11 protein-coding genes are annotated in these 14,577 nt (G+C 46.4%); all 11 read left to right on the top strand.

Annotated features, from left to right (window positions below):
* The first annotated feature begins 60 nt into the window (after window positions 1-60).
* The 11 genes from ACP26N_RS10010 (at window position 61) to ACP26N_RS09960 (ending at window position 14,517) form a co-directional block, all read left to right on the top strand.
* Window positions 61-1,524: a UDP-N-acetylmuramoyl-L-alanyl-D-glutamate--2,6-diaminopimelate ligase gene (locus tag ACP26N_RS10010; protein ID WP_131502560.1), complete on the top strand. Its 1,464-nt coding sequence runs from the start codon at window positions 61-63 to the stop codon at window positions 1,522-1,524.
* On the top strand, window positions 1,521-2,780 hold the full coding sequence (locus ACP26N_RS10005; protein ID WP_131502559.1) for a lipid II:glycine glycyltransferase FemX: 1,260 nt from the start codon (window positions 1,521-1,523) through the stop codon (window positions 2,778-2,780). The genes ACP26N_RS10010 and ACP26N_RS10005 overlap by 4 nt, the downstream gene beginning before the upstream one ends.
* Window positions 2,780-3,442, top strand: a complete 663-nt coding sequence (locus ACP26N_RS10000) for a M15 family metallopeptidase (RefSeq protein WP_114595532.1) — start codon at window positions 2,780-2,782, stop codon at window positions 3,440-3,442. The genes ACP26N_RS10005 and ACP26N_RS10000 overlap by 1 nt, the downstream gene beginning before the upstream one ends.
* Window positions 3,443-3,595: 153 nt before the next feature.
* A complete protein-coding gene (locus ACP26N_RS09995) occupies window positions 3,596-5,260 on the top strand; it encodes a ribonuclease J (RefSeq protein ID WP_114595533.1) in 1,665 nt (554 codons plus the stop codon).
* Window positions 5,261-5,331: 71 nt separating this feature from the next.
* A complete protein-coding gene (locus ACP26N_RS09990) occupies window positions 5,332-7,497 on the top strand; it encodes a DNA translocase FtsK (RefSeq protein ID WP_131502557.1) in 2,166 nt (721 codons plus the stop codon).
* Window positions 7,498-7,729: 232 nt separating this feature from the next.
* Entirely contained in the window at window positions 7,730-8,749 is a 1,020-nt protein-coding gene (locus ACP26N_RS09985; RefSeq protein ID WP_131972528.1) for a BMP family lipoprotein, read from the top strand.
* A gap of 222 nt (window positions 8,750-8,971) precedes the next feature.
* A complete protein-coding gene (locus ACP26N_RS09980) occupies window positions 8,972-9,691 on the top strand; it encodes a GntR family transcriptional regulator (protein ID WP_012370694.1) in 720 nt (239 codons plus the stop codon).
* Between the two features lie 128 nt (window positions 9,692-9,819).
* Window positions 9,820-10,893 carry a BMP family lipoprotein gene (locus ACP26N_RS09975; protein WP_131502555.1) on the top strand — a complete coding sequence of 358 codons (1,074 nt, stop codon included), beginning with the start codon at window positions 9,820-9,822 and terminating at the stop codon, window positions 10,891-10,893.
* Between the two features lie 65 nt (window positions 10,894-10,958).
* On the top strand, window positions 10,959-12,488 hold the full coding sequence (locus tag ACP26N_RS09970) for an ABC transporter ATP-binding protein (protein WP_114595537.1): 1,530 nt from the start codon (window positions 10,959-10,961) through the stop codon (window positions 12,486-12,488).
* Window positions 12,485-13,558 carry an ABC transporter permease gene (locus ACP26N_RS09965; protein WP_131502554.1) on the top strand — a complete coding sequence of 358 codons (1,074 nt, stop codon included), beginning with the start codon at window positions 12,485-12,487 and terminating at the stop codon, window positions 13,556-13,558. The genes ACP26N_RS09970 and ACP26N_RS09965 overlap by 4 nt, the downstream gene beginning before the upstream one ends.
* Entirely contained in the window at window positions 13,558-14,517 is a 960-nt protein-coding gene (locus ACP26N_RS09960; protein ID WP_131502553.1) for an ABC transporter permease, read from the top strand. Before ACP26N_RS09965 ends, ACP26N_RS09960 begins: the two co-directional genes overlap by 1 nt.
* Window positions 14,518-14,577: the final 60 nt, after the last annotated feature.

The raw sequence follows: 14,577 nt of genomic DNA, 5'->3' as shown, positions 1-14,577 counted from the left end.
TACCCTACACTGAAATAGCATGTAACTGAAAAACAAGTTGTTGAGAAAGAAGGAATACCCTTGAATTTAGCTGAACTAATCGAAGTCATTCAGACTCAAAAAACGGAACGTATGGTAGAGGCAGTCGTGACGTCTTTAACAACCGATTCACGTGATGTGAAGCCAGGTACGTTATTTGTCGCCATTAAAGGTTATACAGTGGATGGACACGATTATGCCAAACAGGCCGAAGCACAGGGGGCTGTCGCCATCGTGTCAGAACGCTTGCTCGATGTGACGATTCCTGTCATTCTTGTCAGAAGTACGACCCGGGCGATGGCAGAACTTGCCGGTAAGTTTTATGATTATCCTTCTGAAAAGATGCGGATGATCGGAATCACCGGAACGAACGGAAAAACGACGACGACGACGATCGTCCGTGATGTCTTGGCCCAGTTGGGACGGAAAACGGGAATCATCGGTACCGTCGAAGTCAAAATTGGTGACCGGGTCGTCCCGAGTCGTAATACGACACCTCAAAGTTCGGAACTGCAAGCCTTTTTCCATCAAATGCACCAAGAAGGCGTCGAAGACGTCATCATGGAAGTCTCTTCACACGGATTGGAGCTCGGACGGGTGACCGGAACAGATTTTGACGTGGCTGGGTTTACGAACCTGACACACGATCATCTCGATTTCCATAAAACATTCGAGAATTATGCACGGGCAAAAGGATTGCTCTTTGCACAACTCGGGCAACGGCTATCCGATAAAAAAGTCGCAGTCTTGAATGCAGATGATGAGATCAGTCAGTTATTTGAGATGATGACGGGTGCCCGTGTCATGACATACGGGATTGATCAATCGGCCGACTTGATGGCTACAAATATTACACAAACGCTTCAGGAAACAACATTTACGATGGTTTATCAGGAACAATCGGTCGAACTGACTGTTCAATTCATCGGTCGATTCAACGTCTATAACTTACTGCTTGCCACAGGCATCCTTCTTTCAATCGGCTACAGTTTAACTGAGATTTCGAATGCGATCACTCAGATTCAGCCGGCAAAAGGTCGGATGCAACGTTTGCCGATTGACGGTTACAACATTTATGTGGACTATGCGCATACGCCGGATGGTATCGAACAATGTTTGAAAGCATTAGTTGATGTTCCAAAAGAAAATATCGTCTTTTTAATTGGAACAGGCGGAAATCGGGATGTGACCAAACGGCCGATGATGGGACAACTTGCCTCAACGTACGCGGGAACAGTCGTCATCACGACGGACGATCCCCGTTTTGAATCGTATGAGTCCATCACATCCGGAATCGCATCCGGGATGCTTCACGATCAATTCGTTGAAATCGGAGACCGGGAAGAAGCAGTCCGCTACGCAGCGAGTCTTGCTCGACCGGACAACATCGTTATTCTAGCAGGAAAAGGGCATGAAAAATATCAAATCATTGGGGATGAGAAGACACCCCTCGACGAAGAGGTACTCGTTAAAGAGATGATACGCCAATTGGAGGAAAAGAAGTGACTTATCAACAACTTGAAATTGAACAGGCGCAGTTTGAACAGTTTGTAAAAACCCACCCGAAAGGAGATCTTCTCCAGTTACCTGCTTGGGGATCCGTCAAGGCAGCAACTGGCTGGACGCATGAACGGATTGCGGTCGGAACGTCAACCGGTCAGCTGGTCGGGGTCGCATTGTTATTGTTTAAAAAAGTTCCGAAATTACCGTTTACGTTATGTTATGCTCCACGCGGATTTGTCGTTGATTATACAGATCAGTCAGCCGTTGCGGCATTACGGGATGCGGCGATTCGAGTCGCAAAAAAACGAAAAGCGATTACGATTAAACTCGATCCGAACGTCGACCGGACGGAATATCCGAACTTGCTTCAAGAAATGAAGGAACTCGGATTTAAGCACAACGGATTCGGAGGCGGATTTGATTATGCGCAACCGCGCTTTACGATGGAGACAAGTCTTGAAGGGTCGGAAAAAGAAATCTTTGACCGTTTCCATTCCAAGTTTCGTTATAATGTCCGTTTGGCCGAACGAAAAGGGATTGTTTGTTACGAAGCATCGCGGGAAGAGTTAAAAACATTTGCGAACCTGATGGTCGAAACAGGAGAACGTGATGGGTTTTCGATTCGCGGTCTCGATTACTTTGAAAATCTTTACGATCATCTTCGTCCGACTGGAGATGCGGCATTGTTTTTAACTAAACTGGATGTCGTCCGGGCGCTTGAAAATACGGAAGCAGCCTTATTACAAGCAGATAAGGAGTTAACGAAAATCCACCGTCAGCTGGAAAAAGAAACGGTCGAAAAAAAAATCAACAGTTTGAATAATCGACTCGAACAGACGACTGCTCAGATTGAAAAGGCAGAGAAATCGAAAACTGAACTGATGGCGATTGCGGCAAAACATCCAAACGGAGTGATTCTTTCAGGCGGTTTGTTGACGCTTGCCGGTCGCCGGTCGTATTACCTATACGGTGCCTCGTCAAACGAATACCGTGAATTCATGCCGAACCACTTGATGCAATGGACGATGATGCGTCATGCGAAAGCGCACGGAGCCATTTCATATGACTTTGGCGGTGTGAGTGGATCAACGGATCCGGACGATCATTATGCGGGTCTCTATGCCTTTAAGTCAGGTTGGGGCAGTGAAATGATTGAAAAAATCGGAGAATTCGACTATGTCCTGAACAAGCCGTTATATCTGTTGCTTGAAACAGGATTGCCGATTCTTCAAAAAATTCGGAAGAAGTTACGCCGCTAATGAAACGGGGAACAATCTTCATCTGGATTTTGTTCCTGCTGGTCATGTTTGCCATCGGATCCTTTCTTGCCGCGTCTACTAATCGAATGCCAAGCATTTTGATGGATCAGCCGGAGTTAGGGCTGGAAAGTTGTCCACGAGACCGTGCCGGCGAGAACCGTCTCATTAACGACAGTGCCAATCAATTGAAGCAACTTCATCCGGCAGTCCGTACCGGTGCGGAGGATTTGATTCGTCTCAGTCATTCCTGCTACAACATTGATATCCGGATCACACAAGGGTATCGGACAAAAAAACAGCAGGATGCACTGTATGAACAAGGCCGCTCACAAGCAGGAGACGTAGTAACCAACGCGCGCGGCGGAGAATCGATGCACAATTATGGTTTAGCGATTGACTTCGTTCAAATGATAGACGGAGATATTTCTTACGATTTAGAATACGACGGAAATCAATCAGGTAAAAGTGACTGGCGTGAGGTGGCTGCTGTCGGGAAAGCGCTTGGCTTTGAATGGGGCGGCGACTGGAAACGATTTGTCGATTATCCGCACTTCGAGATGACATTCGGTTATTCCTTGAACGAGCTTCAAGCAGGCGAGAAACCGAGCAGACAGGAAAAAGCAAACCGAACAGAGGAAATCGAGAAGCTGTTGAATCCGTAAAACGAACATCGTGTGGACCGAAAGAGTGGTCACACGATGTTTTTTTTCGTTTTCACCATCCCTGTTGTTGGCAGAATGGCAAAGTTCGGCTAGAATAGTGATAGTGATAAGTGGACGGCTCACGAAAAGTGAATATAAATAGGAGGTCATATCGTGTCAAAGAAAAAGACGGAAAAAGTAAGCGTCTTTGCTCTTGGTGGCGCCGGTGAAATCGGTAAGAACATGTACGTCGTCGAACTCGACGAGGACATCTTCGTAATCGATGCCGGGTTAATGTTCCCAGGAGATGAGATGCTTGGAATCGATAAAGTCATTCCAGACATTAGTTATTTAAAAGAAAACAAAGAGCGAATTCAAGGGATTTTCATTACTCATGGACATGAGGACCACATTGGTGCCCTCAGTTATGTCTTACGGGACTTAAAAGTACCGGTTTATGGAACACGTTTAACGCTTGGTTTGATTGAAATTAAATTAAAAGAAGCCGGTTTATTGAAAAAGGCAGATCTTCGTCCAATTGATGCCAAGACGAAATTAACCGTAGCAGGTCACTTCATTACGTTCTTCCGTGTTAATCACTCGATTCCGGATGCAGTCGGGGTATGTATCCAAACATCGCAAGGGGCGATTGTCCATACGGGAGACTTTAAATTTGACTACACACCAGTCGACGGCAAACAAGCTGATTTCGGGAAGATTGCCGCAATCGGTCAGCGCGGTGTCCTCTGTCTGTTATCTGATTCGACGAATGCCGAACGTCCTGGTATGTCCGGCTCAGAATCAACGGTCGGTTCGGAACTGAACGATGTCATCTATGAGGCACCAGGTCGCGTCATCGTAGCTTCCTTCGCATCAAACGTTCACCGTCTGCAACAGGTCTTTGCAGCGGCAGAAGCCAACAACCGGAAAGTTGCGGTTGTCGGTCGTAGCATGGTCAATATCGTGGAGGTCGCTCAACGTTTGAACTACTTGCGCTTTAAACAAAAAACGTTGGTCGAACTGTCGGAAATCAATCGACTTGATGATAATCAAGTTGTGATTTTAACGACGGGGTCGCAAGGTGAACCGATGGCAGCTCTCACACGCATGGCACGGAACGCGCATAAGCAGGTCAACATCCGCTTAAACGATACCGTTGTCGTTGCAGCGTCACCGATTCCCGGAAACGAGAAATCCGTTTCGAAAACAATTGATCTCTTGTTCCGCGCCGGTGCGAACGTCATCTACAATCAGCGGAAAGTTCATGTATCCGGTCACGGACACGCAGAAGACTTGAAGTTGATGCTGAACTTGATTAAACCGAAATTCTTCGTTCCAATCCACGGGGAGTTCCGGATGCAAAAGGCACACAGCCGTTTAGCACAAACGGTTGGTGTCAATGCGAACAACATCTTCATCATCGAAAACGGGGATGTCGTCGAGTTTGAAAAACGGAAAGCCCGGATGTCACGTAAAGTGAACGCCGGAAACGTCCTGATTGACGGAATTGGTGTCGGGGATGTCGGAAACATCGTCTTACGTGATCGTCGCCTGTTGTCACAAGACGGTGTTGTCCTCTGTGTGATTACCATCAGCCGAAAAAATAAAACGATTGTCTCCGGGCCAGAAATCATTTCCCGCGGATTCGTTTATATGCGCGAATCCGAAGATATGATCAATGAAGCCAACCGTATCGTTGCCAAGCAACTGCAAGGTAAATTGACTGGTGAGCTCGACTGGACAGAAATGAAATCATTGATTCGTGACAAGTTAAGTTCATACTTGTATGAACAGACGAAACGTCGTCCGATGATTTTACCGATCATCATGGAAATTTAACAAAAGGAGCGACTCAGGGAGGCCGATGGATGGTCAGCTGAGTCGTTTTTTTATCAGGAGGTCAGAGAAAGATGGCGACAACAAAAAAAGGACCGGTCCGGAAAACACCGCCACGAAAGCGCATCCCGGCGAAAAAACGGCCACCCGCGAAAAAACAGCGTCAACCGATCCAATACCGTACATATGCAGCAATCATCGCGGTTCTTTCATTGCTGGCGTACGTTTTAGCACTTGGACAGTTTGGACGTGTCGGTGAAGTACTGGCGCAATTCGCAACAGATCAGGTGGGACAGTTTGGTTCCCTTCTGTACGGTTTGATTGGCGGAATGTTGTTACTGATCTTATCAAACCAAGAACGGGTAGCCAAATGGGCCTGGTCTTCCTTAATTTTAGGTGGCTTAATCTGGATTGATTTGCTACTTGGTCAACCGCGTGGGGCCATGAATGCATGGCTGTATCAAGGTTCCTCTTATTATATCTCCAGTTTTGGGGCATTTATGATCGGTTTATTTCTGATGGTGACAGGAATTCATCTGCTTCAGCCGACATTTTTCAGTGAACTGGCGTTCGGGATCAAGGAACGAATTCAGGAATTCCGGCAACGCGAGCGACAGACAGTAGCAAAAGAACGTCCTCAGAAAAAGAAACCAACCCAGTCAGAAGCGCTAGAACAACCGGTTGCTAAAAAGAAAACATTGAAAAAACAAGCCGTCGAAGAACTCGTCCCGGAAGAAGCACCGGTCAATCTTCAAGATGTACCAATCATCGGATTTGCGGATCATGTCGAACCACAAGCGAAAGACCCACAAGGACCGCTGACGATGACGGAGACACCGGACGGGTATCAATTGCCGTCGCTTGATTTACTGTCAGAACCCGTCACAAAAGACTTATCAGGGGAAAACAAGCGCTTAAAAGACAATGCGACGAAACTGATTGCTACGTTAAAGTCGTTTGGAATTGGAGCAAAAGTCTTAAAAATCCATCTTGGGCCAAGTGTGACGAAATATGAGATTGAACCGGATCAAGGTATCAAGCTGAGTCGAATCACCGGACTGGCCGATGATTTGGCACTTGCGCTCGCAGCAAAAGATATCCGGATTGAAGCACCGATTCCCGGAAAAGCTGCCGTCGGAATCGAAGTGCCGAACCGGGAAGTCGCGATGGTCTCTTTACGAGAGGTCTTAGGGGCGGAGAGCGTTCAAGCAGACCCGGATCGCTTACTTGTTGCGCTTGGTCGAAGCATCTCCGGTGAGACGGTCACAGCGAAGCTGAATAAGATGCCGCATGTCTTAGTCGCCGGTTCAACCGGCTCCGGGAAATCTGTTTGTATCAACGGAATGATTGTTTCGATTTTAATGCGGGCCCGGCCAGATGAAGTCCGGCTGATGATGATTGATCCGAAGATGGTCGAACTGAATGTCTATAACGGAATTCCCCATCTGCTCGCACCTGTCGTGACAGATCCGAAGAAAGCGGCACAGGCTTTAAAACAGGTCGTTTCGGAAATGGAACGGCGGTATGAAATCTTCAGTCAGAACGGGGCGCGGAATATCGAAGGCTACAATGCCTTGATCGATAAGATGAACGCAGAGGAAAAAGTCCATCAACGCCTGCCGTACATCGTCGTTATCGTTGATGAGTTAGCCGATTTGATGATGGTTGCCTCAAATGAAGTCGAAGATGCCATCATGCGGCTCGCTCAGATGGCGCGGGCAGCCGGGATCCACATGGTCATCGCGACACAACGGCCAAGTGTCGACATCATTACCGGCGTCATCAAGGCCAACATCCCGTCCCGGATCGCTTTCAGCGTTTCCAGTGGGACGGATTCCCGGACGATTCTTGATACAAGTGGGGCAGACAAGTTGCTCGGACGAGGGGACATGTTATTGCTCGGGAACGGAATGAATAAACCGGTTCGCGTCCAGGGAGCATTCCTGTCAGATGAAGAAGTCGAAACAATCGTCAATCATGTCATTTCCCAACAAAAGGCACAATATGTCGAGGCTATGATTCCTAAAGATATTCCAGAAGGGGAGACGGAAGTCGACGATCCGTTATACGATGAAGTCGTTCAGTTCATCTTGACACAGGAGACAGCATCCACCTCGATGATTCAACGGAAATATCGGATCGGCTACAACCGGGCCGCCCGACTGATTGATGCGTTAGAAGAAAATGGTTTGATTGGTCCGTCTGAAGGATCAAAACCGCGTCGTGTCATGGGGCATTAACAGTTGAAAGAGGAGAGAGCCACCTGAGGCTTTGTCCTCTTTTTTTAGGTGAAAATCAAAAAATGAAAACTTAAACCGTTTTCATCAAAATAGTTGTCAGACGTCTGTTGATTTTGTGCGGGATATTTGTCATACTCAGTCATATAAGTTGGCGTACCCGATAAAGGTACGTGAGCGACTTTTTCACAAATAGATAATGAAAGCGCTCACATTACAGGAAGAGGAGTTGGCGATGATGAAAAAGCAGTATGCATTCGTATCAATGATGACCATTGCGACAGTCGGATTAGCAGCATGTGGAGGTTCGGCGGACAACAATTCAAGTAAAAAGGAACAGTTTTCTGTAGCGATGGTTGCCGATAAAGGCGGAATCGATGACAAGTCATTTAACCAGTCGGCATGGGAAGGCCTTCAAGCGTACGGAAAAGAAAATCAGCTTAAGCAAAATGAAGGCTACTCCTATCTTCAGTCTAAGTCCCAACAAGACTACCAACCGAACTTGTCTCGACTCGCACGAGGCGGGGAAGATTTAGTATTCGGAATCGGGAATACGTTTAACGAAGACATCGAGACTGTAGCGAAACAATTTAAGGATACTCAATTTGCCATCGTCGACAATGTCGTACCGGGTAAAAATGTGACATCAATTACGTTCAAAGAGAACGAAGGCGCTTATCTTGCGGGAATTGTAGCGGCCATGCAGACAAAAACGGACCACATCGGATTTGTCGGCGGCATGAAGATGGATGTCATTGAGCGATTCCGTGCCGGATTCGAAGCAGGGGCAAAATCCGTTAATCCAAAAATCAAAGTTGACGTCCAATACGCTGAGGATTTTGCAGCACCGGAAAAAGGACAAGCAATAGCAGCCGGAATGTACGGAAAAGGCGCGGATATTATTTTCCCGGCTGCCGGCGGAACAGGAAACGGTGTCTTCACAGAAGCGAAAAACCGTAAGAAGAACGGCGAAGATGTTTCAGTCATCGGAGTAGACCGGGATCAAAAAGAAGAAGGTATGCCGGAAGACGTGACGTTGACATCGGTCATCAAGCGAGTAGATCGTGCGGTTCAAGATACAGCCAATGCGGCGAAAGACGGAAAACTAACGGGTGGGAAAACGATTCGTTACGGTTTAAAAGAACAAGGTGTCGATTTAGTAGAGTCAGACAAGCTGTCAAAAGAGACATTGAAAAAAGTCGAACAAGCCAAAAAAGCTGTTGTTGAAGGAAAAACAGTTGTCCCTGAACAATAAGCGACAGGTGGAAAAGGGGTATTCTTAGGTAGAATGCCCTATTTTCTTCCAATCTTATTTACGTTATGAAAAGGGTTACAAAAGCGCCAGAAGTCAGACTTCTAACCTGTTACAAAATGATTGCAGGATTGAGTCCGGCATCATATACTTATCTTGGCTGGAGTTCTCATACGTCAGAAGTCTGAGCACTGGTTACAACTAGATAGAGGATGGAGATGCGTCATGTCGATTAAATTAGATCATCGTTTGCTTTATTTACGTGTGATTGAAAAAATCAAGTCTGACATCGATGACGGCGTTTACAAGGAAGGCGAAAAGTTACCTTCAGAGTTTGAACTTTCAAAGCAACTTGGCGTTAGTCGAGCGACTCTTCGAGAGGCTTTACGAATTCTTGAAGATGAGAACATTGTCATCCGTAAACACGGTGTCGGTACGTTTATCAATGCAAGACCACCGTTTACTTCAGGGATTGAGGAGCTTTACAGTGTCACGGAGATGATTGCGCGTGCAGGTATGATTCCGACCTCAGAAGTTCTGTCATCAGAAATGGTACAACCAACTGAACGTGATCGAGAACGTTTTCAGTTAGGACCGGATGAACTGGTTTATCGAATCGAACGAATCCGACTTGCGGGAGATGTTCCTGTCGTCTATTGTGTCGATAAGATTCCAAGCCATTATATTAAAAATGAAGAACAGTTTACGTCTTCGACGTCACTGTTTGACGCTCTAGAAAAAGAATTAGGACGCCGTGTCACTCATGCGGTCACGCACATCGAACCGCGGATTGATCCAAAGATCGCTGAACAATTACATACGGACCAACCGTTACTCGTACTGCGGCAAACGCATTATGATGAGCTTGACCGATCCGTTCTTTATTCAGCGAACTATTTCCGTGCGGACAAGTTTGATTTCCATGTCATCCGTAAGCGTGTCTAACCACTCGTTTTAGGGGTTCCACTGAAAGCGCTTTCCACCTACCTACGTAACGCTCCTCATCACCAGCCTCAGGTGCTTGACGTAGTCAGGAACTTTGTATGACCATATTCGAAAGGGGATTATTTCAGATGAAAAAGAAGTCACTTCTCGCATTAGCAGCAACAGGTTTAGCAATGAGTTCGGTACTCGCAGCATGTGGTGGTAACGATGATTCGAAAGATTCAAGCGGCGGAGACGAAAAAGCAGGCTTCAAAGTAGGTATGGTTACAGATACGGGCGGTGTTGACGATAAGTCGTTCAACCAATCAGCGTGGGAAGGGATTCAGAAATTCGGTAAAGACAACGACTTAAAAGAAGGTACAGGATACAAGTACCTCCAGTCAGCGAAACAATCGGATTACCAACCGAACCTTCAGCAATTGGCTCGTGCGAAATATGACTTGATTCTCGGTATCGGATTCTTAATGGCAGAAGATATCGGTAAAGTTGCCGATCAGTTTAAAGACAACAACTTTGCACTCGTCGACATGGTCGTTGACAAACCAAACGTTGCGTCAATCGTCTTCAAAGAAAACGAAGGATCATTCCTCGTTGGTGTTGTTGCCGGTTTGACAACGAAATCAGACAAAGTTGGTTTCGTCGGTGGTGTTAACTCTGACTTGATCAAAAAGTTCGAAAGTGGATTTAAAGCTGGAGTTAAAGCCGTCAACCCGAAAGCAGACATCCAAGTTCAATATGCAGAAGACTTTAACGCTGCTGAAAAAGGACAAGCAATTGCTTCAGGTATGTACGGTAAAAAAGTCGACGTCATCTATCATGCTGCTGGTGGAACAGGACAAGGTGTCTTCACAGAAGCGAAAAACCGTAAGAAAAACGGCGAAGATGTTTGGGTAATCGGTGTCGACCGTGACCAAGTTGAAGAAGGTATGCCAGAAAACGTTACATTGACGTCAATGGTCAAACGTGTAGATACAGCAGTTGAACAAGTAGCAAAAGATACGAAAGACGGTAACTTCCCAGCTGGTAAAGTCGTTGAGTTCGGTCTCAAAGACGGCGGAGTTGATATCGCACCATCACAAGACAATGTAGCGAAAGACGTCTTGACGAAAGTGGAAGACTTCAAAAAACAAATCATCGCTGGCGACATCAAAGTTCCAGCTACTGACGACGAGTACAAAGAATACGAAGCGTCACTGAAATAAACTGGAAGCGGGGGTCGCTAGTACTGCGGCCTCCCCTTTTAAACTAAACATGGGAGTGGATTTTCTTGGAATACGTCATTGAAATGCTAAACATACGAAAAGAGTTTGGCAGTTTCGTCGCAAATGATAACATCACGCTCCAGCTTCGGAAAGGTGAGATTCACGCTTTACTTGGTGAAAACGGTGCCGGAAAATCGACGCTGATGAACGTCTTATTTGGTTTGTATCAGCCTGAGGCTGGAGAGATTCGTGTACGTGGTGAGAAAGTCAATATTACGAGTCCGAACGTTGCGAATGATCTGGGGATCGGGATGGTACACCAACATTTCATGCTCGTTCAAAATTTCACAGTAACAGAAAACATCATCTTGGGTGCAGAACCGAAAGCCGGTCTGAAAATCGACCGAGCAGCGGCACGTGAAAAAGTCCGCCAAATTTCGGAACAATACGGTCTTGCCGTTGATCCAGATGCAAAAATCGAAGATATTTCGGTAGGGATGCAACAGCGTGTTGAAATTTTAAAAACACTGTACCGTGGCGCAGATATTCTAATCTTCGATGAGCCATCTGCTGTTTTAACCCCACAAGAAATCAAAGAATTGATTCAAATCATGAATCGATTGATTGCTGAAGGGAAATCGATTATCTTGATTACCCACAAATTGAAGGAAATCATGGAAGTCGCCGATCGCTGTACGACAATTCGTCGTGGTAAGTATATCGGAACAGTTGATATCGATGAAACAATGACCCAATCAAGACTGGCTGAGATGATGGTAGGGCGGGAAGTAAACTTCAATGCGGAGTATTCCAAGGCAACTCCACAAGAACTTGTGCTGGACATCAAAGATTTAGTTGTCAAAGACAGTCGCGGTATCAAGGCAGTAGACGGATTGAACCTCGATATCCGGGCCGGTGAAATCGTCGGAATCGCTGGAATCGATGGGAATGGACAAACGGAGTTGATTGAAGCTATTACCGGTTTGCGTAAAGCAGACAGCGGTGAGATTTTCCTCAATAACAAATCCATCAAGAACTTAAAACCGCGAAAAGTGACGGAATCCGGTGTCGGACATATTCCGCAAGACCGTCATAAACACGGTTTGGTCCTCGACTACTCGATCGGGCACAATATGGTGTTACAAACGTATTATCAAAAACCGTATTCAAAAGCAGGCATCATGAACTACGGTCAGGTCATGGAAAAAGCAAAAACCTTAATCGAGAAGTTCGACGTCCGAACTCCAAGTCCGGAAACATTTGCGCGCGCCCTGTCAGGCGGAAACCAACAAAAGGCGATTATCGCCCGTGAAGTAGATCGTTCCCCTGACTTACTGATTGCGGCACAACCAACACGTGGACTAGATGTCGGAGCCATTGAATTCATCCATGAACAATTGGTTCTCGAACGAGAAAAAGGCCGTGCTGTTCTATTGATTTCATTTGAATTGGAAGAAATTCTACAAGTGTCGGACCGGATTGCGGTTCTTTATGAAGGACGTACCGTTGCTTTCCTTGATCCGAAAGAAACAAACGAAATCGAACTTGGCTTCTTGATGGCCGGCGGTAAGAAAGAGGAGGTCGGTCGTTCATGAAACTAGAACGTTTTTACGGAATATTGATTCCGATTCTGTCCATCATTTTAGGAATGGTCGTCGGTGCAATCGTTATGCTGGCTGGCGGTTACAATCCGGTTGATGGATTTGATCAATTGTTTTACGGAATATTCGGAGAGCCTTACAGCATCGGTGAAACATTACGAGCTGCTGCTCCGCTGATTTTTGCGGGTCTTGCTGTTGCCTTTGCTTTCCGGACAGGACTCTTTAACATCGGAGTGGAAGGACAAGTGTTGGTCGGCTGGATGGTTGCCGTCTGGATCGGGATTGAGTTTGACCTCCCGACAGCGATTCACTTGCCGCTCGCTTTGATTGGTGCGGGACTTGCTGGAGCGCTTTGGGCATCCGTCCCGGGTATCTTAAAAGCAAAATTCCACGTGCACGAAGTTATCACGTCGATCATGATGAACTATATCGCCCTCTATGTGACGAATGATATTTTACGTCACGTCATCGGGATTGAAAACGAACGGACGGAGTCAGTAAAGGAATCCGCTTCACTTGCTTCACCATTCCTGCAGGAATTGACGGATTTCTCACGTCTGCATAACGGGATTTTCATTGCTGTTCTCGCAGCACTCGTCTTTTGGTTCATCCTTTGGAAAACGACGCTCGGTTATGAATTACGGGCAGTTGGTTTCAATAAGAGTGCAGCAGAATATGCCGGTATGGGTGTCAACAAGAACATTGTTCTTTCATTCGTCATCTCGGGTATATTTGCAGGACTCGCCGGAGCGATGGAAGGGTTAGGAACATTCCAAAACATGACGCTGAATGCTTCATTCACAGGTGTCGGATTCGACGGGATTGCCGTTGCCTTACTAGGTGCCAACAATCCGATTGGGGTTGTACTTGCCGCCTTACTGTTTGCGGGTCTGAACATCGGTGGTCTTTCGATGCAACAAATCGGAATCCCGCCAGAATTAATTAAAATCATCATCGCATTTATCATCATCTTCGTCGCATCGGGTTATGCGATCCGTCTTTTGATCGAGAAGTTCACGGTCAAGAAACCCGAAGATAAAAAAGTGAAAGGAGCCGATAAATAATGGGCTTTTTAGAAGTACTGTATATTATCGTACCGATCGCACTTGCCTATTCGGCTCCGTTGATCATTGCAGCACTCGGTGGAATCTTCAGTGAGCGTTCTGGTGTTGTCAACATCGCACTTGAAGGATTGATGGTCATGGGGGCATTCTCAGGTATCGTTTCGGCCTTAACGTTATCGAAGATGGGGTTAGGCGCTGCCAGTCCTTGGATTGCCATGCTGATTGCCATCGTTGTCGGAGCCATATTCTCGTTGTTCCTCGCAATTCCGGCCATTTTATTCCGTGCCGATCAGACGGTTCTCGGAGTAGCGATTAATATGTTAGCTGTCGGTTTGGCGATTTTCCTTGTTCGTGCGTTTTATGGAAAAGGACAGACGGATTCGATTCCGAACCGGATTTCGAAAGAAAACGTTCCGTTTTTATCGGATATCCCGGTACTCAAGATGTTTTTTGCTAACGTCTATTACACGTCGTACATTGCGATTGCTTTGGCATTCGTTGCGTGGTACGTCATCTTCAAAACACCATTCGGTCTCCGTCTTCGTTCGGTCGGGGAACATCCCATGGCGGCAGATACGATGGGAATCAATGTCACGAAAATGCGTTTCATCGGTGTCATGATTTCAGGTGGTTTTGGTGGTCTTGCCGGCGCTGTTTACGCGACATCGATTTCACTCAACTTCAGTGTAACAACAATTCTTGGACAAGGATTCCTTGCGATTGCAGCCATGATTTTCGGAAAATGGAATCCACTCGGAGCGATGGGCGCAGCCTTATTCTTCGGATTCGCTCAAGCGATTTCGATCATTGGACAACAGTTACCGCTTTTGGATCAAATTCCACAAGTCTACTTGTTGATTGCACCATACTTGCTGACGATTTTGGCACTTGCCGGTGTCGTTGGACGGGCGGATGCACCGAAAGCTGTCGGTGTACCGTATATCAAAGGAAAACGGTAACGTTTCCTGTCTTAAATCACTTTTCTGCGCTCGCCGTAGGAAAGTGATTTTTTTTACGAA

Origin of the sequence: Exiguobacterium sp. R-39 (genome assembly GCF_049942815.1) — a bacterium.
Lineage (GTDB): Bacteria > Bacillota > Bacilli > Exiguobacteriales > Exiguobacteriaceae > Exiguobacterium_A.
Note: the sequence above shows the minus strand (reverse complement) of the source record. Positions and strands in the feature narration are given on the sequence as shown.

What these genes read in the sequence shown, in the direction of transcription:
- ACP26N_RS09980 (WP_012370694.1), top strand. Translation starts at nt 8,972, where the DNA reads ATGTCGATTAAATTAGATCATCGTTTGCTTTATTTACGTGTGATTGAA.
- ACP26N_RS09960 (WP_131502553.1), top strand. Translation starts at nt 13,558, where the DNA reads ATGGGCTTTTTAGAAGTACTGTATATTATCGTACCGATCGCACTTGCC.
- ACP26N_RS09985 (WP_131972528.1), top strand. Translation starts at nt 7,730, where the DNA reads ATGATGAAAAAGCAGTATGCATTCGTATCAATGATGACCATTGCGACA.
- ACP26N_RS10000 (WP_114595532.1), top strand. Translation starts at nt 2,780, where the DNA reads ATGAAACGGGGAACAATCTTCATCTGGATTTTGTTCCTGCTGGTCATG.
- ACP26N_RS09990 (WP_131502557.1), top strand. Translation starts at nt 5,332, where the DNA reads ATGGCGACAACAAAAAAAGGACCGGTCCGGAAAACACCGCCACGAAAG.
- ACP26N_RS09975 (WP_131502555.1), top strand. Translation starts at nt 9,820, where the DNA reads ATGAAAAAGAAGTCACTTCTCGCATTAGCAGCAACAGGTTTAGCAATG.
- ACP26N_RS09965 (WP_131502554.1), top strand. Translation starts at nt 12,485, where the DNA reads ATGAAACTAGAACGTTTTTACGGAATATTGATTCCGATTCTGTCCATC.